This window comes from Halomonas sp. DP8Y7-1, assembly GCF_019801685.1.
GTDB lineage: Bacteria > Pseudomonadota > Gammaproteobacteria > Pseudomonadales > Halomonadaceae > Halomonas > Halomonas litopenaei_A.
Genome location: NZ_JAHVIN010000005.1, coordinates 130,807 through 148,774, shown reverse-complemented (window position 1 = coordinate 148,774; position 17,968 = coordinate 130,807). Strand labels below are relative to the sequence as shown.

Sequence of the window (17,968 nt, the reverse complement as noted above, 5' to 3'; positions counted from 1 at the left end):
TAGACCGAATTGCTCCGGACGGCGTCCTCGCTCACGCCGCTTAAGCGGCCCACCGAGACAGCTGCGGATGGGTCCAGACCGGCCGCACGGCAGTGCGCGGGACCGCCGTCATGGTACCTGGCGCCAGATGCCCCCCAGGAAAATGAAAATCGCTGCCGAGGGATCCATACATGTCGCGTTCCATCAGCTGTCGCGCCAGATCCCGCGTGACGTCTGGATTCTGGGAACCGCTGACCAGTTCGGCTGCCTGTCCGCCAGCCGCACAGAACTCATCCAGCAGCAGACCACGCTTGCGCCGGGTCAGCTTGTAGCGCAAGGGATGAGCCAGCACCGCAACGCCGCCACTATCGAGGATCCATTCGACGATTTCCGACAGATACGGCCAATGCGACTTCACGTCACCTATCTTGCCGTTACCCAGATACTTGCCAAACGCGGTCGGCAGATCGGCCACCAGTCCCTCGGCGACCATGACATGGGCAAAGTCCGGGCGATTGAGCGGACGATCACTACCGGCCCAGGCACGCGCCTTGGCCAGCCCGTCGCTCAGCCCGATGCGCTCCAGCCGCTTGGCGATAGTGTCGGCGCGTTTTTCCCGCGCCAGCGCCTGCCCGGCCAAACCGCTTTCGAGCAGGGGACCGGCGCCACCAGGCAGCAAGCCCACCACATGGATATTGATCCCCCGCCACTGGCAGGAAAGCTCCGTGGCCGGCAGCAGTGACATGCCCAAGTCGCGGGCACGCTGGTCCGCCTCATCCACCCCAGCCAGGGTGTCATGATCGGTGAGAGCGACGTGGCTCAGCCCTTTCTGATGGCAAAGGTCCATCAGCGCAGTGGGTGCGAGAGCGCCATCCGAGGCCGTGGAATGCATGTGGAGGTCAACGGCGAGGGGCGCGCCTTCGAAGGTATCAACCAGCGCAGCGCGGCTGTCCAGCGCCGGCGTATCAGCAAGCGCAGGGGTATCAAAAAGGGAAGGCATGGGACAGGAAACTGGCTCCTCGACATGACGCCGGGCGGCGACTTTGACAGAATATGCCGTCCATGGTGCGCGTGGCGCCCGCCACGGTCAATGCTGACGCCCTGAACGCCAGCCTGTGCTGCCGCTCCCGTGACCGGTTCAACGGGCATTTACCTGTCCGCGCCGACGCCATCCGGTGATGCCAGTTAGCCTGCCCCAGCTGTCACGCTCGGGCCCTAATCGAGGAAGATGCGATGCTCTACGCTATCATCAGTGAAGATGTGGATAACAGCCTGGAACGGCGCCTGGCCGCGCGACCGGACCATCTGGCCCGCCTTGAAGCGCTGCGTGACGAAGGACGACTGGTGTTGGCTGGCCCGCACCCCGCCGTCGACAGCGACAACCCTGGAGATGCCGGATTCAGCGGCAGTCTGGTCTTGGCCGAATTTGCCGACCTGGCCACCGCCCAGGCCTGGGCGGACGCCGATCCCTACGTGATCGCGGGCGTCTACGCCAACGTCAGCGTCAAGCCTTTCAAGAAGGTCCTGCCCTGAACCAGGCACGCGCGACCCCGACACGTCGGTCGGGGCGCCATCACCCCTGAATCCAACGCAGCACCCTGTCAGCCAGCGAGCCAATGTGTCAGGCGTTCCGCTCCCCAGAACCTGGGGCCCCTCGCTGCGACGGCGCAGACGCCATTATCCACAGCAGCTTGTTCACAGAGACTGTGGAAAAGTCTGTTGAAACGCCGCGGACGCATTGCTGCAGCCCTGCTGTCACGCTTATGACAGCAAGATGATCATTTCTTGACCAGCTCTCATCCGCAGGAACCGATAGCCGTGACCCACGCTCCCGACGGCCTTCCCGCCCTGACCTCCGCAACGCCGGCCGAGCTTGAATGGCGTGAGGAAAGCAGCGGCCTGAGCCCGCACTCACGCGTCTTCGACGACGTCTACTTCTCCCGCCATGACGGTCGCGCTGAGACCGAGCACGTGTTCATTCACGCCAATCACCTGCCCCAGCGATTCCGGGAATGGACTCTGGAGCGGCCCTTCGTGATCGGCGAGACAGGCTTAGGTACGGGTTTGAATATGCTGTGTGCCTGGCAAGCCTTTGACCAGCATGCCCCCGCCGGTGCCCGCCTTCACCTGGTGTCCACTGAACGCTACCCCATGTCCGCCGCTGACCTTGCCCAAGCGCTGGCGGGGTGGCCAGACCTGGCGGATCGCGCCGCCGCGCTCATCGAGGCCTGGCCTGAACCGGTCATCGGCGTTCACCGATTGACGCTGTCCCCGCGGGTGACTCTGGACCTCCACATCGGGGACAGTAGCGAGCGCCTGGCATTGCTGGATGGCCGAGTGGATGCCTGGTTCCTGGATGGCTTCGCCCCGGCCAAGAACCCTGACATGTGGCAACCCGCGCTGTTTGAGCAGATGGCGGCGCGCTCGCGCCCAGGCGCGACGTTTGCCACCTTCACCTGCGCGGGTATCGTCAAGCGCGGCCTCAAGGCAGCGGGCTTTCAGTGGCGCAAGGTCCCAGGCCATGGACGTAAACGCGAGATGCTGGCAGGCGAGATCGACACGCCCCCAGCCGACAAGCGGCGTCAGGCCACCCCCTGGTATAGCCCACCGCCAGCTCTGCCCCATCGCCGGGTGGCCATCATCGGCGCCGGGATCGCCGGCTGTGCCACCGCCGAAGCGCTGGCTCGCCGTGGTATCGAGGTCACCTTGATCGACAGCACTGCGCCCGGGGCCGGGGCGTCGGGCAACGAACAGGGCGCCCTCTACGTCAAGCTGGCGGCCGACACCAACCACCAGAGCAGGGTCTACCTGGCTGGTCTGCTCTATAGCCAGCGCTGGCTGGCTCGGCTCGACGGCGAGGATCAGCTGTGGTCACCCTGTGGCGTGCTGCAGCTGGCTCATGGGGACCGCGAGGCTCGTCGTCAGCGGCGCTTCCTCGAGCATCACCCGCTGCCGCACTCGGTGGTGCATTCGATCGATGCCGCGCAGGCATCACAACTGGCAGGAGTGCCTGTGACAGCGGGTGGGCTCTGTTATCCCGGAGCGGGCTGGGTCAAGCCACGCGCCCTGTGCGAGTTTCTGGTCGCGCGTCCTGGCGTGAACTTCGTGAAGGCCCAGATCCATGACCTGAAGGCCTCAGACCAGGGCTGGCGTCTGCTCGGCACCGCAGCGGATGGCAGTCAGGTGACAGTTGACGCAGACCAGGTCGTCATCGCCACTGCCCACCAGGCGAACCAGTTCGAGTATACCCAGGGGCTGCCGCTGCAGCCGGTCAGAGGCCAGGTCAGTCGCTGGCGACTGCCCCCTGACGCGCCGGCGCCGCAACGGGTCGTGTGCGCAGGCGGCTATGTGGCTCCGCCCCTGGAGGGCGTACTGACCTTTGGCGCCACCTTCGTCCCCGGCCGCAGCGATGCCGACACGCTGCCAGAGGATCATGCGGCCAATCTAAGAGAACTCGACCAGACCTTGCCTGGCTACACCGACCGGCTGCGTGCACAGGGAATCACGCCAAGTACCGAGTCTCTCGACGGTAGAGGTGGCGTACGTTGTGCCAGCCCTGACAAGAGCCCCTACGCAGGCCCGCTGCCCGACCAGCAGGCCTGGGTCGAGGACTATGCGGTACTGGAAAAGGACGCCACCCGAGTGCCTGATACACCAGGTCGTCACCATCGAGGGCTCTGGATCAGCGCCGCCCACGGGTCCCGTGGCCTGGCCAGCGCGCCACTGTGCGCTGAGGTGCTGGCATCACGGATCTGCGACGAACCGCTGCCACTAGAAGCGCCACTGGCCGACCATCTGCACCCGGGACGCAGGGTGATCAGAGACATCATCCAAGGCAAGCGTCGCCACTGATACCCCGCCCTTGCTTCACTGGGGAAGCGGCAGCGGAGGGGCGCTAGACGTGAGTCGAGCGTCCCTTCGCTGTTTAGATATCGCCTTCTTCCTCGTCGTCAGCCAGATCCCTGCCAAAGGCACGCCACTGGGCCAGTGTCAGCACTTCGGTACTCTCGGTCTCCAGGTCGTGGGCGATGATCAACTCTGAGCGCTCCAGCTGGGCCTTGAGTTGCTTGACCCAGCCGTGCATGCCTTCCCCTGTGTCTGTGGTGTCGTAGCCCTGACGAGTCACAAAGCTCTCGAGCAGTGCATCGAGGGTCTCGCCAGGCAGCATCCGATACGGCACTTCCACGAATCGACTCATGCGTCCTCCTTATCGCTAGCTTCCCATTGCGCTAGACGCTCGAGAAACGTGGCTTCATCGATGACCGGGACACCGGCTTGTTCGGCCTTGGTTAGCTTGCTTCCCGCACCGGGGCCAGCCACCAGGCAATGGGTCTTCTTCGAGACGCTACCCGAGACCTTGGCACCGAGCGCCTGCAGGCGCGCCTTGCCCTCATCCCGCGTCATGGTTTCCAGGGTGCCGGTCAATACCCAGGTCTGGCCTTCCAGCGGTGTTGCCTGCTCGCTGACGCTGATCTCGTCCCAGCGGACTCCAGCCTCCAGCAACGCCTTGATGGTATCGACGTTGTGCTCCTGGTCGAAAAAGGTGGCCACATGCTTCGCCACCACCGGTCCTACGTCCTCGACGGCTTCCAGGGCCTCCCCATCGGCCTGCATCAGGGCCTCCAGGCTGCCAAAGTGGCTAGCCAGGTTGGCCGCGGTGGCTTCACCCACTTCGCGTATCCCTAGCGCATAGATGAACCGACCCAGCGTTGTGTCTTTCGAGCGCTCGAGCGCCTTAACCAGATTGGTCGCGGACTTCTCCGCCATGCGAGGCAGCCCGGCAAGCTCCGGTGTCGTCAGCGAGAACAGGTCCGCCGGCGTCTTGACCATGTCACGATCCACCAGCGCCTCGATCAGCTTCACCCCAAGCCCATCGATATCCAGCGCGCGACGTGAGGCGAAGTGCTTGAGCGCTTCCTTGCGCTGGGCAGCGCAGTAAAGCCCGCCGGAGCAGCGAGCCACCGCCTCGCCCTCGATACGCTCGATCTCGGACTCACAGACCGGGCAATGCTGGGGAAAGGCGATGTCTTGGCCATCGCCGTCGGCGGCAGCCTCGACCACCCGAACCACCTGAGGTATAACGTCCCCTGCGCGCCGAATAGCGACACGATCACCGATACGCACTCCCAGGCGCGCAATCTCGTCCGCGTTGTGCAGGGTCGCATTGGACACCGTGACGCCTGCCACGCTGACAGGCTCCAGTCGCGCCACCGGAGTGATGGCGCCGGTTCGGCCGACCTGGAACTCGACATCCTTCAAGGTGGTGGTCTGCTCCTGGGCGGGAAACTTGAAGGCTATCGCCCAGCGTGGCGCGCGGGAGACGAACCCCAGCTCCCGCTGCAGGCGCAATTCATCCACCTTGATCACCACGCCATCGATGTCCACATCCAGGGAATCGCGGCGCTCGCCAAGGCGCCGGCAGTAGTCGATCACCCCCTCGGCGCCGGTGACCACCTCGAGGTCACGGCTGACCGGAAGCCCCACCGCTGCCAGTGAGTGCATCAGCTCACTGTGGGTCCTGGCGCCCTGATCCGGCTCCAGCCTGGCGACCTGATAAGCGCTGAATTCCAGGGGACGCTTGGCCGTCACTCTGGGATCGAGCTGACGCAGACTACCGGCAGCGGCGTTGCGGGGATTGGCGAAGACCTTGCCATCCTGCTCCCGCGCCCTTTCGTTCATGGCTTCGAACTCCCGGTGGCGCATGACCACCTCGCCACGCACCTCCATCAGGCTAGGCGCCTGGTCACCGCGCAAGCGCAGCGGAATCGACTTGAGGGTCTTGAGGTTGGACAGAATTCCCTCGCCGGTACGGCCATCTCCGCGGGTGGCCCCGCTGACCAGCACACCCTGCTCGTACACCAGCGACACGGCGGCGCCATCCAGCTTCGGCTCGCAGACAAACGACAGCGCCTCAGGCGAGAGCTCCAGCCGTTCGGCCACGCGGTTCACGAAGGCGCGAAGCTCCTCATCGTCAAAGGCGTTGTCGAGGGACAGCATCGGCAGCGCATGGGTGACTTCAGGAAAACCATCGGCAGGCTTGGCGCCGACCCGCTGGGTCGGGGACTGCGGGCTGGCGAGGTCGGGGTGCGCCTGCTCGAGCTCGCTCAATCGACGCAATTTGCGGTCATACTCGATGTCCGGCAGACGCGGATCATCCAGCACGTAGTAGCGATAGTTGGCGTCATCGAGTTCGGTGCGCAGTTGCGCCACCTCGTCGCGAATCGAAGCGTCGGTGGTCATGTCAGCCCTTTGGCGAATAGCAAACGTCTTGGTCTGGCACCATTTTACCCCATGCCCCTCGGGAAAAAACCGCTGCGGGACCGCTCTCGCCAGACGACGCAAATGCAAGCGGCCCCGTGTTTTCACGGGGCCGCTTTCTCTTTACTGCTGACTTGACCGGCTGTCTGGTATCGCTGTCACGGAGGCAGTCTTCGCCATGCATCACGCCGTAGCCGTCGGTCGATGGAGAACGAGCGTCGCCGCTCCTCTCAGTTGACCTGGTAGCGATGCAGACGATGCCTGCGCTCGAACTCCTGCACGCGCTGACGAGCGAACTCCACGGTTTGAGCGGTCATTACACTGCGGTTTTCATCCTTCAGCTCGCCCCCCATGTGGCGCACGATCACCATGGCGGTCTCGACCATGGCCTCAAAGGCAGCCGAGCTGTCCTTGGCGCTGGGTAGCGGCATCAACAGGGTGATGCCCGGGGTCGTGAAGTCGTCCATCGCCTCGATCGGGAAGGTGCCCGGCTTGAGCACGTTCACCATGGAGAACTGCAGGGCGCTGCCCTCGTCCTCGGTCTCGAACCGGTGGAAGATCCCCATCTCACGACTGTAGCGCAGGCCGCAGGCCATCATCAGCTCTAGCAGCGTTGTGCCGGGGAAGCCGTTCTCATCACGGGACATGACGCTGATGACGATGATTTCCTCGGCGTTGCTGAGACTGTCACGGGCGTGCTCGGCATTGACATCATGACGAAGCGCCTTTTCCAGCACAGGATGCGGGCGTACCTTGCCGCCGTGCCCGCTATCGAAACCTTCGTCGTAAGCGGCATAACCACTACCATCCTCGACGTCAAACTCGGGCTCGGGAACATCTGCTTCCCAGCGCGGCTCGGCCGCTGGTGCCTGGTGGGAGGCCTGAAGCGTCTGCTCGTGCTCGGCTGTTGCCCGCTGGCGCTCGGCTGTTGTCCGCTCGCGCTCGGCTGTTGTCCGCTCGCGCTCGGCTTGCTTCAGCGCAGCTTCCCGCTCTGCGGCCAGGTGCTGTCGCTCTGCCTGCTCGCGTTCCCGCTTGGCGGCGTTTTCGGCATCCTGCTCGGCCTTGCGCTTGGCAGCTTCTGCTTTCTGCTCAGCCTTGAGGCGGGCCTTTTCCGCTTTCTGCTGTTCACGCCGTTCGCGGCGCTCGCTGACGCTCTTCTGCAACGAGGCGCCAAAGCGCTGCATGGAGCTTCCCATGCGGCGTGAGCGATCCTTGAGCGAGTCACCCATGCCCTCGAAGTCGACCAGGCGATACTGATCTTCGTCGAAGTCTTCATGATCTTCAGGATCGGCAGCCAGGTGCATGGCGTTCGGGTCGCGTTTTGCAGTGCGCTCTTCCGCACCCTTGACGCCAGCTTCACCAGTGGTGTCGCTATCGTCAGCGGTGGCAGACAGCACCGGCTCGCGACGATCCCCAGCATCGGCCGGACCAGCCGCTTCTGCGTCCACGTGCGCCGCCGGTGTCTTGGCAACGCTCGGGGTGTTGGCGGGTGGAGCCTCTGACGCTTCTGGGGCCTCGCTCGGAATAGCGGGCGCAGGGGCTTTTTCTTCAACCTCAGCCGCAGGCGCTTTTTCTTCAACCCCGGCCGCAGGCGCTTTCTCTTCAACACCCGCCGCGGGCGCTTTCTTCTCGACCTCAGCCGCAGGCGCTGTCGTTTCAACCTCGGCGTCAACCCCGGCCGCAGGCGCTGTTCTATCCACCCCAGCCGCAGGCGCTGTCCTTTCAACCTCAGAGTCAACCCCAGCCGCAGGCGCTGTTCTATCCACCCCGGCCGCAGGCGCTTTTTCTTCAACACCAGCCGCGGGCGCTTCAGCAGTCGTCACCCCAGCCCTACCACGGTGGGCCTGACTGGAGCGGAATTCGGACAATACCCGAGAAGGTCCAGGATGCTCCTGGCGCTCAAGCTTGGGTTTGGGCTGCACACTGGAGAAATCCGCGGGCTTGATCACCCGAGCCCCTCCGTTGGGCAGCTCCCAATTGATTTCTTCCTCGCGCGCTCTCTCTTCGGGGTCATCCAGATCAGTGCCCCCGTCTACTGTGTCACGTCTGGCGGACACATTGACGCCAGGATGGCCCGCAACGGCGGCCTCCTGTGTCTGGCTTCGATCCAAGCCAGCGTCATCGAGAACGTCTCCCTGCACCTCATCCAGGCGGGGAGTGCGACGTTGGCGCTGCAGGCGACGCGCCCCATCGATAACGATGAGGGTCACCAGTGCCAGCCCCAGAATGATCAGCCACTCTCTTAGTTCCATGGGTCGTCATGCCTTTGCTAAGGCGCCATGCCTGATGGTTGTCCGTCAACAGCATAGCGTGATTGCGAAAAAAAGGGCCACTTTTTTGTTTGTCAAGCGTCGGATTTTTTCCGCTCTTCTCGACAATGCCCTTCGCATTCGCCCTTCCAACTCCCTTTGCTTACCTTGCCATGCAGCATCATGGTCTTATTGGGACACCCTATTATAACCGCCTTTAAAGTGCATCATGCTTCTGCCAAAGCCGCAGCTTCGTCAACGCCAACAGACACCAGACGAGAGACACCGGGCTCCTGCATGGTGACACCCATCAATCGTTCCCCGGCTTCCATGGCGATCTTGTTATGGGTGATATAGATAAACTGCACGCTGTCGGACATCTCCTTCACCAACTTGGCATAGCGGCCAACATTGGCATCGTCCAGAGGTGCATCCACTTCATCCAGCATGCAGAACGGTGCCGGATTCAATTGGAAGATCGCAAATACCATCGACAGCGCGGTGAGGGCTTTTTCTCCCCCTGACAGCAAATGAATGGTGCTGTTCTTCTTGCCCGGTGGTCGTGCCATGATCGCCACGCCGGTCTCCAGCAAATCCTCGCCTGTCAGGGTCAACCATGCGGCTCCGCCCCCAAAGACTCGAGGAAAAAGAGACTGCAGCCCGGCGTTGACCCGCTCGAAGGTATCGCGGAAACGGGCACGGGTCTCCTGGTCAATGCGCCGAATCGCCTTGTCCAGTGTCTCCAACGCTTCATTCAGCTCGGCCTGCTGCGCCTCCAGATAGTCGCGCCGCTCGGCCTGCTGCTCGTACTCCTCGATGGCCGCCAGGTTGATGGCACCCAGCCGCCGGATCTTCTCACCCAGCTCTTCCAACCGGGTCTGCCAGGCCGATTCGGTGGCATTCGGGTCGAGCTGCTCGGTCAATGCCGCCGCATCGTGTCCCAGCTCCTTGAGCTGTTCGTCCTGGGTCTCGGCCTTCAGCGCCAGCGCCTGCACCTGCATGCGCGCTTCCTGCAGCCGCTCACGCACCCCGTCCAGGTTACGTTCATGAGACTGTCGCGCCTGCTCGTCATCCCTCAGGCGCTCGACCAGCGCGGCCGCTCTGGCCCGGGACTCGTTGAGCTGACGCTCCTCCTGCTCACGCCGATGCAGCAACTCATCCAGTTGCTCACGACGCTCTTCATCAGGCTCATGCAGGCCTTCGCGGGCCTCTTCAAGCTCTGCCACACGCTCTTCCAGGCGTGCACGGGTATCCCCCGCACGGCCCTGCTGCTCGGCCAGGCCGGCTCTTTCGGTGGTCAGCCGCTGGTGCTCCAGCGTCAGTTGCTGAGCCCGTTCGGCCAGCGGGCGTTGGCGAGCACGCAACGTGGCGAGACGCTCGCGGGCCTCGCTGCGGGAGCGCTCGAGGCGCTCGCGTACGCTGGCGCCGTCTTCGAGGCGGGCCATCGCCGTTTGCCACTGCTCGCGCATTTCCTCAATGGCGAGCCGCGCCTCTTCATCTGCCTCACTGAGTCCTTCCAGCTCTTCGTGGATCTCCGCACCCCGACGTGAAAGGTGCTCCAGCCGGCTGGCCAGGCCGCTGTCCTGAACCGCCAGCTGCTGCCGCTGCTGGTCGAGCTCGCGCTCGGCAAGACGCAGCTGCTCAAGCTCGTGCTCGGCCTGGTCCATGGCCTGCTGGGCGCCTTCCCGTGCCTCGTCCAGCGCCTCCAACCGCTGCGCTTCCTGCGCCAACGACTCGCTGGCCTCACTCAGCCGTGCGCGACTGACCAGCAACGCGTCAGGGCCTTCCCCGTGACCGCGCTGGCGCGCCCAGTCAGGTCCTAGCCACAGACCGTCAGCCGACATCAGGCTGTCGCCGGGATCAAGCTGGGACCGAGCCTGCCAAGCGGCGTCACGGGACTCGACGCAGCGAATTCGCGACAGCCAGCTGGCCGCGGCACCGGCTCCGGACACCTTGGCTGCCAGGCTATCGCCCGGAGGCGACCCTGGGGAGGCAGGCGACAGCAAGGCGAGTTCCGCGTCCAGGGGCTCGCCCAGGGCATTGCGCAGGCTGCTGTCGGGCGCTAGCCGAGCCTTGAGCCAGGGCGCCAGCACCCATGACACCACCTCCTCCCAGCCGGGCTCGACCACCAACTGCTCGCCCAGGCGCGGGGCCTGGTCAAGCTGATAGGCGGCGAGATGGCGGTCGAGTCCTTCGTCGTGGTCGGCCAGGGCGGCCTCGATCAATGCCTCCAGCGAGGCGATCTCGCCGGTCAGGGCGCTGTGGCGTGAGCGAGCCTGCTCCCGGGAGGCATCATGCTCGGCGATCTGGCGGCGACTGACGTCACGCTGCTCACTGACACTCTCTCGACGTTGCTCGAGCTCCTGGGCGCGGGCGTCGTGCTCGGACAGCTGCGCACGCACTTCGTCGCGCTGAGCACTCAGTTCGGACAGGTCGGGCAACTCACCCAGCTGCTGACGTCGCTTGGTCTGATCGCCAGCGATTCGCTCCAGCCGCGCCTCGAGTTCGCGCAGCCGATCCTGGGTGCGCTCGGCCTCATGACTGTCACCACGCCAGCGTTCGTTGAACGCTTCCCACTCGGCATCGGCGTCTTCTACCGCGGGCTCGGCTTCCTCAAGCGCTGCCTCGAGCTCGGCCAGTTGTTCGGCCAACTCTTCCTGCTCGGGTCCCAGTGTCTCTAGCCGGTCATCCAGGGCCGCCAGACGTTCGCTGTCGGTCTCCCCCAGGCGATCCAGCTCACCTAGCTCGCGCCTGGCACTCTCAAGATCTCGGGCGAGCTGTTGATCCCGGGTGCGGGTATGCTCGAGCTCCTGTTCCAATCTAGCGATGGCGGTGGTGGTCTCGTAGAACCTCGCCTGACGCTGGTCCAGCTCAGAGGCCAGGCCGTCGTGCTCGGCACGCGCCTCTTCCAGGCGGGTCTCGCACTGGCGCATGCCCAGCACCTCGCGCTCGACGGCGGTTTCCAGCTCGCGTACTCGACTGTCCTGCTCGGTCTGGGCGGCTCGCAGGGCACGCCCCCGCAACAGCGCCAGCTCCCCCTTGACCCGATGCTCTTCCTGCTTGAGCGACTGATACCGTTTGGCGGCTTCTGCCTGTCGCTTGAGTCGCTCGAGCTGCTTGTCGAGCTCTTCCCGAATATCGTCCAGACGATCCAGGTTTTCCTGGGTCCGACGCATGCGGTTTTCCGTCTCGCGTCGTCGTTCCTTGTACTTGGAGATACCGGCCGCCTCTTCGAGGGTAGAACGCAGCTCCTCGGGGCGAGCTTCGATCAGCCGCGAGATCATTCCCTGGCCGATGATGGCGTAGGATCTGGGACCAAGGCCGGTCCCCAGGAACAGATCGGCGATATCGCGGCGACGGCACTTCTGGCCGTTGAAGAAGTAACTGGACTGGGCGTCACGCGTGACCTGACGCTTGACCGATATTTCGGCGTACTGGGCGTAGACGCCCCCCATGGTCCCGTCACGGTTATCGAACGTCAGTTCGATAGATGCCATGCCCACGGGTTTGCGCCCGGTGGAGCCATTGAAGATGACGTCGGTCATCGACTCGCCGCGCAGGGTCTTGGCCGAGGATTCCCCCATGACCCAGCGCACGGCATCGATGATGTTCGACTTGCCGCAGCCATTGGGACCGACAATCGCGGTCATGTTGCTGTCGAAGGGCACCGTGACCGGGTCGACAAAAGACTTGAAGCCGGCCAGCCGGATCGACGTCAGACGCATGGGTTATTCAATCACTTGATCGATGACAAGCGTGACAGGATCCTGATCCGAGGCCCCCACTGCAACCCCTTCACGCTGTCCCATCAGGTCACCGGGCTGCGGCTGCGCCTGACCGCTGGGTGAGACCCGTGCCAACAGGCGTACCTGGTCGACATCCTCCAGGCTGGCCATCGGCGACATGGCATCACCGGCATCCAGGGTAATGCTCGCTGGCAGCTCGGCCAGGGTCAGGCGCTGGATCGCCAGAGGAGGAAGCTTGCCGTCGCTGTCACGGGCCACCACGAACACGGTGGTGGATGGGGGCAGCCGGTCGCTCTTCAGCGCCTGTGCCAGCGACAGGTGAATGCGAATGGCGTGCTGACCCGCCGGAGCGAGACGTTGCTCCGCCTGGGCCACGCCCTGCCGCATGGCTTCCTCCAGGGGGGAGCCGTCTGCGGCGGAAAGTCCTCTGCGCCAGTACCCCAGGGCCGCCTGATAATCATCCTGCTGAAAGGCCTCGACTCCCAGGAACCACATGGCGGAGGGCAGGTTCGGCGCCTCACGACTGGCCTCTCGTGAAAGCGCCAGGATACGCTCGTTCAACCGCCCTTCGTTGGTGAAGTACTCCATCTTGGCCAGCTCACCAAGCCACCAGGGGGAGCGCCCTTCCAGCGCCAGCACCCGCTCGATGGCCTGACCGGCCTCGCGGTAGGCGCCGCTATCTCGGTAGAGGGGATAGAGGGTTTGCCACACGCGGGGATTGTCGGGCTGGCGCTCGGCCAGGGCCTCAAGGCGCTCCAGCATCAGCGCCAGGCTGGCCGCGGGGTCGTTACGCACCTCTTCGATGGTGTGATAAAGCACCAGATCGCCTTCGGCACCTTCGCGCTGGTACCACGCCACACTGGTCACGATGACCAGTAGCAACACCACGGGAATCGCCAGCTTGCCCGATCCCGCTGACTTGAGCGGAGCCCGCTTTAGCCGTTCGGTATCGTCGAGCAGCGCTCGCTTCAGTTCGCTGACATCCTCATCGAAACGGGTAGCGTCAATGTCGCCGCGAGACCTGGCGGCTTCAAGCGAGGCCAGGCGCCGGCGATACACCGCCACGTTCTGGGCAGCCGCACCGTCGTTGGCTTCCAGCTCGCGCTGACGTTGCTCCAGAGACGCCGCTCGCCGCAGAGGCAGGATCAGCAGCCAGGCAGCCGGTAACAGTAACAGGGCAAAGGCGAGCCACAGCAGCGTCATGAGCGTCTCTCTCGATCAATCAGTTCGTCCAGACGGGCCTGCTCTTCGGCAGACAGCTGCCGGACACTCACCCGACGGCGAGAGCGAATGATGGCCCACAGCGCCAGCCCGCCGACCACCACCAACGCCCCAGGCAGTCCCCACAGCAGCAGGGTGCGACCTTCCAGCCGGGGGTTGTAGAGCACGTAGTCGCCAAACCGCTGGACCATGAAGTCGATAATTTCCTTGTCAGACCTGCCATCATTCAGCTGTTCATAGACCTTGTCACGCATGTCCGCGGCAATCGGCGAGTTGGAGTCACCAATGGCCTGGTTCTCGCACTTGGGGCAGCGCAAGGTCGCCGTCAGCGACTGATAGCGCTGCTCCGTCACCGCACTCTCAAAGCGACGCACTTCAATCGCTTCTGCCATGACCTGCAGGGCCAGTAGCCAGCCCGTCAACAGCAGCACGCTGGCCAGCCAAGGGTGCCCTTGCGAAGGTGCCTTCAGCGCCATTTCTCCACCTCCGGCATAATGATGCTCTCCACGTCATCAGCGGTGATGTAACCGGTGTGGTGGTAACGAATGATACCGTCTGCGTCCACCAGAAACGTCTCAGGAGCCCCGTAAACGCCGAGATCAAAGCCCAGGCTGCCCAGCGGATCAAACACGTTGAAGGCAAAAGGGTTACCGAACTGGGTCAGGAACGCCTGGCCCTGCGCACGCTTTTCCGCATCGCTGGCAGCGGTCTCCTTGTAGTCGACACCGATCAAGCGCACGCCTCGGTCCGCCAGGTCCAGAAGCTGCGGCATTTCCTGGCGACAGGTGGGGCACCAGCTGCCCCAGACGTTGACCAAGGTCACCTCTCCCTTGATATCCCCTTCATCCACGCGTTGCTGGGGATTATCCAGCGTGGTCAGCTCGAAGGCGGGAAACTCGCGCGCCATCAGCGCCGACTCTCTGTCGAAGGGGTTGATCGACAGCCCCTGATACAGGAAGGCTCCCAACACCAGAAACAGCACCAGTGGCACCAATAGTAGTAGCCGTCGTTTCATGCCCGCACATCCTTGGAGGTGACCTGACTGGCGCTGACCACGCCGGAGCTGGCCGTACTGCTCGACTCGCGCTCAGGTGCACGGGTGCTGAGCTGGCGTCGATAGCGACGGTCCGCCACGGCCATCATGCCGCCTGCCGCCATCAGCAACGCCCCCAGCCACAGCCAGCGAACAAAGGGTTTGATCTGCACCCGCAGCGCCCAGCTGCCATCGTCGAGCTCTTCGCCCATGGCCACATACAGGTCATGGAACAGTCCCGGACGCAGCGCGACCTGGGTCATCGGCATCCCCCTGGCAATATAGAGGCGCTTTTCTGGATGCATCTCGAAGCTCCGCGTGGCGCCTTGGCGGGTCACTTCGATGGTCGCAGCATCGGAGACGAAGTTGGGCCCCCTGCGCTCATCCAGAGCGGTCATGTGGAAACGGATGCCAGCGACATCGACGCTATCGCCGACATTCATCCGCACATTGCGCTCCACCGAATAGTTGGAGACCAGAGCGACACCGACAATCGTGACCGCGAGGCCTAGGTGGCCCAGCACCATACCCCAGTAAGCTGGCGTCAGGCGCATCACTGCCTGGCGTCGGGAAGCGCCGCGGGAGGTCTTGTCCCACAGGTCCCGTGCCAGCGACAGCACCAGCCACAGGGCCGCCACCAGGCCAATGGACGCCTTGAGATTCCATACCCCGGTATAGGCGAGCGGTGCCAGCACACCAATGACCAGCGCCGCGGCTCCCGCCAGCCACAGCCGCGACAGCAGCTCGCGACCACTCATGCGCTTCCAGCGGGCGCTGGGCCCCAGCCCCATGAACACGCATAGCAATACCGTCAACGGCACGAACAAGGCATTGAAGTAAGGCGGCCCCACGCTGATCTTGCCGAGGTTCAGCGCATCCAGCAGCAGCGGATAGACCGTGCCGAGCAGCACCGTCACCGTCATCACCACCAGCAGGATATTGTTGACCAGCAACAGCGCATCCCGAGACAGCCAATTGAATCCGCCTGGCTGGCTGACCCGCGGCGCACGCAGGGCAAAGATCAGCAACGACAGGCCGACGGTGATACCCAGCAGGACCAGGATGAACAGTCCCCGCGACGGATCATTGGCAAAGGCATGGACCGAGGTCAGAACGCCGGAGCGGACCAGAAAGGTCCCCATCAACGATAGCGAGAAGGTGGTGATCGCCAGCAATACCGTCCAGCTCTTGAAGGTCCCGCGCTTTTCGGTCACCGCCAGCGAATGGATCAACGCAGTGCCGGCCAGCCACGGCAGCAGGGAAGCATTTTCCACCGGGTCCCAGAACCACCAGCCGCCCCAGCCCAATTCGTAGTACGCCCACCAGCTGCCGAGGGCGATGCCGACCGTGAGGAAAGCCCAGGCGATGTTGGTCCAGGGTCTCACCCAACGGGTCCAGGCGCTGTCGAGACGCCCCCCCAGCAGGGCCGCAATGGCAAAGGCAAAGACCACGCTGAAACCGACATAGCCCATGTACAGCATCGGCGGATGAATGATCAGGCCGACGTCCTGCAGCAACGGGTTGAGGTCTGCACCGTCCGCCGGAATATTGGGCAGCGAGCGCTCGAATGGGTTGGACGTGATCAGCACGAAGGCCAGAAAGCCGACGCTGACCAGTCCCATCACCCCCAGCACCCGCGCCACCATGTCAGGCGGCAGGCGTCCCGAGAAGCAACCGACCGCGAAGGTCCAGATTCCCAGAATAAGGCTCCACAGCAGGACCGAGCCCTCGTGGTTGCCCCACACCGCGCTGAACTTGTAATACCAGGGCAGCAATGAGTTGGCGTTGTTGGCCACGTTGACCACGCTGAAGTCATCCAGCAGGTAGCTGGCTGTCAGGCAGCCGTAGGCGATCAGCAGAAAGGCCAGCTGGCCGGCCGCCATGGGCCTGGCATACGCCATCCACAAGGGACGTCGCGTGGCAGCCCCCGCCAGAGGCAGCACCGCTTGCACCACTGCCATCAACAGCGCGATAACCAGCGCATAGTGTCCGATCTCGGGGATCATCTTGATCAGCATGACATCACCTTGGTCTGCCCGGTCTGTGCGTCACTGGGGGGAACCCGGCGCGGCTTGCTTGTAGTCGGCGGGGGAATAGCCGGCCTTTTCAAGCGCCTCGGCAACCTCGGGCGGCATGTAGTTCTCGTCGTGCTTCGCCAGTACCTTGTCGGCAGCGATGATGCCATCACCGGTCAATTTACCGACCACCACGACCCCCTGCCCTTCGCGAAACAGGTCCGGCAGAATGCCGCTGTAGCGCACTTCAACGTCGTCGACATAGTCAGTGACCACGAAGCTGACGTCCAGGCTGTCGCTATCACGCCGCACGCTGCCTTCCTTGACCATGCCTCCGGCCCGCAGCTGGCGGTCGACGGGAGCTTCTCCCGCGGCAATCTGCACTGGACTGAAGAAGAGATTGATATTGGAGCGCAACGCATACAGCGTCAGCCCCACCGCCACCGCACACAGCGCGACCAGCCCGAGCACCAGCAACATCCGATTTCGACGCTTAGCCCTCATGGCGACCCTCCGTGGACTTCAGCGCCGCGGCGCCTTCTCGCCTGAGTCGACGGCGCAGGGTGCGCCGAACGTCACGACTTTCACCGCATACCAGCAACACGCTAAGCAGCAACACCCCCAGGGTGGCACCCCAGGCCGTCCAGACGTAGGGGCCATGGGAGCCCATCTGCCACAACTCAGCCAATGATTCGAATGCCATCACGCATCCTCCTTGAACAGCTCCTTGACCCAGCGCTTGCTGCCTTCGCGGCGTAGAATTTCAGTGCGCGTACGGGTCAGGGTGAAAGCGGCAAAAAAGGCATAGAAACCCAGCACCATGATCAACAGCGGTAGCCACATCTCGGTAGGCATGGCCGGCCGTTCGGTGAGGGTGAAGCTGGCCGGCTGATGCAGCGTGTTCCACCACTCCACCGAGTACTTGATGATCGGAATATTGATCACCCCGACCATGGCCAGCACCGAGGCCGCCTTCGAGCCACTTAGTGGACGCGGAAAGGCGCGCCGGATCAACATCACGCCCACGTACAGGAACAGCAGAATCAGCATTGAGGTCAGGCGCGCGTCCCACTGCCACCAGGTGCCCCAGGTCGGCTTGCCCCAGACGGAGCCTGACAGCAGCGCAATCGCGGTCATGGCGGCGCCCAGGGGCGCCATCATCGCCGCGGCCATGTCGGCGATCTTGACCTTCCAGACCATGAACACGAAGCCCGACGCGGCCAAGGCGATAAAGATCGACTGGGCCAGAAACGCAGCCGGCACGTGGACGTAGATGATGCGAAAGCTGTTGCCCTGCTGGTAGTCGGATGGCGCAAACGCCAGTCCCCAGACGCTACCCACCACAATCAACGCCAGCGCCAGGCCCCAGCACCATGGTGCTAGCCTGGCCGCGATGCCGTAGAACCAGCGCGGCGACCCCAGTTTGTGAAAGAAGGCCCACATGAGCGTTGTACCTCGATCAAGCGT

The 17,968-nt window shown here is 63.9% G+C and carries 14 protein-coding genes; 2 read left to right on the top strand and 12 right to left on the bottom strand.

What is annotated here, in order from left to right; all coding sequences use genetic code 11:
• Positions 1–40 precede the first annotated feature (40 nt).
• Positions 41–979: a PHP domain-containing protein gene (locus KUV41_RS06145; protein WP_222484990.1), complete on the bottom strand. Its 939-nt coding sequence runs from the start codon at positions 977–979 to the stop codon at positions 41–43.
• Between the two features lie 233 nt (positions 980–1,212).
• Here KUV41_RS06145 and KUV41_RS06140 point away from each other — a divergent pair, with 233 nt between their 5' ends.
• Entirely contained in the window at positions 1,213–1,512 is a 300-nt protein-coding gene (locus tag KUV41_RS06140; RefSeq protein ID WP_222484989.1) for a YciI family protein, read from the top strand.
• A 285-nt stretch (positions 1,513–1,797) separates the two neighbouring features.
• Entirely contained in the window at positions 1,798–3,831 is a 2,034-nt protein-coding gene (gene mnmC / locus KUV41_RS06135) for a bifunctional tRNA (5-methylaminomethyl-2-thiouridine)(34)-methyltransferase MnmD/FAD-dependent 5-carboxymethylaminomethyl-2-thiouridine(34) oxidoreductase MnmC (protein WP_222484987.1), read from the top strand.
• 73 nt (positions 3,832–3,904) lie between these two features.
• Here mnmC and KUV41_RS06130 read toward each other — a convergent pair whose 3' ends face one another.
• The 11 genes from KUV41_RS06130 to KUV41_RS06080 all read right to left on the bottom strand — a co-directional run bounded on the left by KUV41_RS06130 (position 3,905) and on the right by KUV41_RS06080 (position 17,944).
• Positions 3,905–4,177, bottom strand: coding sequence for a YheU family protein (locus tag KUV41_RS06130; RefSeq protein ID WP_222237084.1), 273 nt, complete (start codon positions 4,175–4,177; stop codon positions 3,905–3,907).
• Entirely contained in the window at positions 4,174–6,219 is a 2,046-nt protein-coding gene (gene ligA, locus KUV41_RS06125; RefSeq protein WP_222484985.1) for an NAD-dependent DNA ligase LigA, read from the bottom strand. The genes KUV41_RS06130 and ligA overlap by 4 nt, the downstream gene beginning before the upstream one ends.
• 248 nt (positions 6,220–6,467) lie before the next feature.
• Complete coding sequence (zipA, locus tag KUV41_RS06120; protein ID WP_222484983.1) at positions 6,468–8,489, bottom strand: cell division protein ZipA; 2,022 nt, start codon at positions 8,487–8,489, stop codon at positions 6,468–6,470.
• Positions 8,490–8,713: 224 nt separating this feature from the next.
• A complete protein-coding gene (gene smc, locus KUV41_RS06115; protein ID WP_222484981.1) occupies positions 8,714–12,211 on the bottom strand; it encodes a chromosome segregation protein SMC in 3,498 nt (1,165 codons plus the stop codon).
• 3 nt (positions 12,212–12,214) lie between these two features.
• Entirely contained in the window at positions 12,215–13,435 is a 1,221-nt protein-coding gene (gene ccmI, locus KUV41_RS06110; RefSeq protein WP_222484979.1) for a c-type cytochrome biogenesis protein CcmI, read from the bottom strand.
• Positions 13,432–13,929 (bottom strand): cytochrome c-type biogenesis protein, encoded by a 498-nt coding sequence (locus KUV41_RS06105; protein ID WP_222483410.1) that lies wholly within the window; start codon positions 13,927–13,929, stop codon positions 13,432–13,434. The genes ccmI and KUV41_RS06105 overlap by 4 nt, the downstream gene beginning before the upstream one ends.
• The gene (locus KUV41_RS06100) at positions 13,920–14,468 is read right to left on the bottom strand and encodes a DsbE family thiol:disulfide interchange protein (protein WP_206940160.1); all 549 of its coding nucleotides are present in this window, start codon (positions 14,466–14,468) and stop codon (positions 13,920–13,922) included. Before KUV41_RS06100 ends, KUV41_RS06105 begins: the two co-directional genes overlap by 10 nt.
• On the bottom strand, positions 14,465–16,504 hold the full coding sequence (locus KUV41_RS06095) for a heme lyase CcmF/NrfE family subunit (RefSeq protein ID WP_315900556.1): 2,040 nt from the start codon (positions 16,502–16,504) through the stop codon (positions 14,465–14,467). The genes KUV41_RS06100 and KUV41_RS06095 overlap by 4 nt, the downstream gene beginning before the upstream one ends.
• Before the next feature lie 30 nt (positions 16,505–16,534).
• Positions 16,535–17,005 (bottom strand): cytochrome c maturation protein CcmE, encoded by a 471-nt coding sequence (ccmE, locus tag KUV41_RS06090; protein WP_206940161.1) that lies wholly within the window; start codon positions 17,003–17,005, stop codon positions 16,535–16,537.
• Positions 16,995–17,204, bottom strand: coding sequence for a heme exporter protein CcmD (ccmD, locus tag KUV41_RS06085; RefSeq protein WP_206940163.1), 210 nt, complete (start codon positions 17,202–17,204; stop codon positions 16,995–16,997). The genes ccmE and ccmD overlap by 11 nt, the downstream gene beginning before the upstream one ends.
• Positions 17,204–17,944 (bottom strand): heme ABC transporter permease, encoded by a 741-nt coding sequence (locus tag KUV41_RS06080; RefSeq protein WP_206940165.1) that lies wholly within the window; start codon positions 17,942–17,944, stop codon positions 17,204–17,206. Before KUV41_RS06080 ends, ccmD begins: the two co-directional genes overlap by 1 nt.
• Positions 17,945–17,968: the final 24 nt, after the last annotated feature.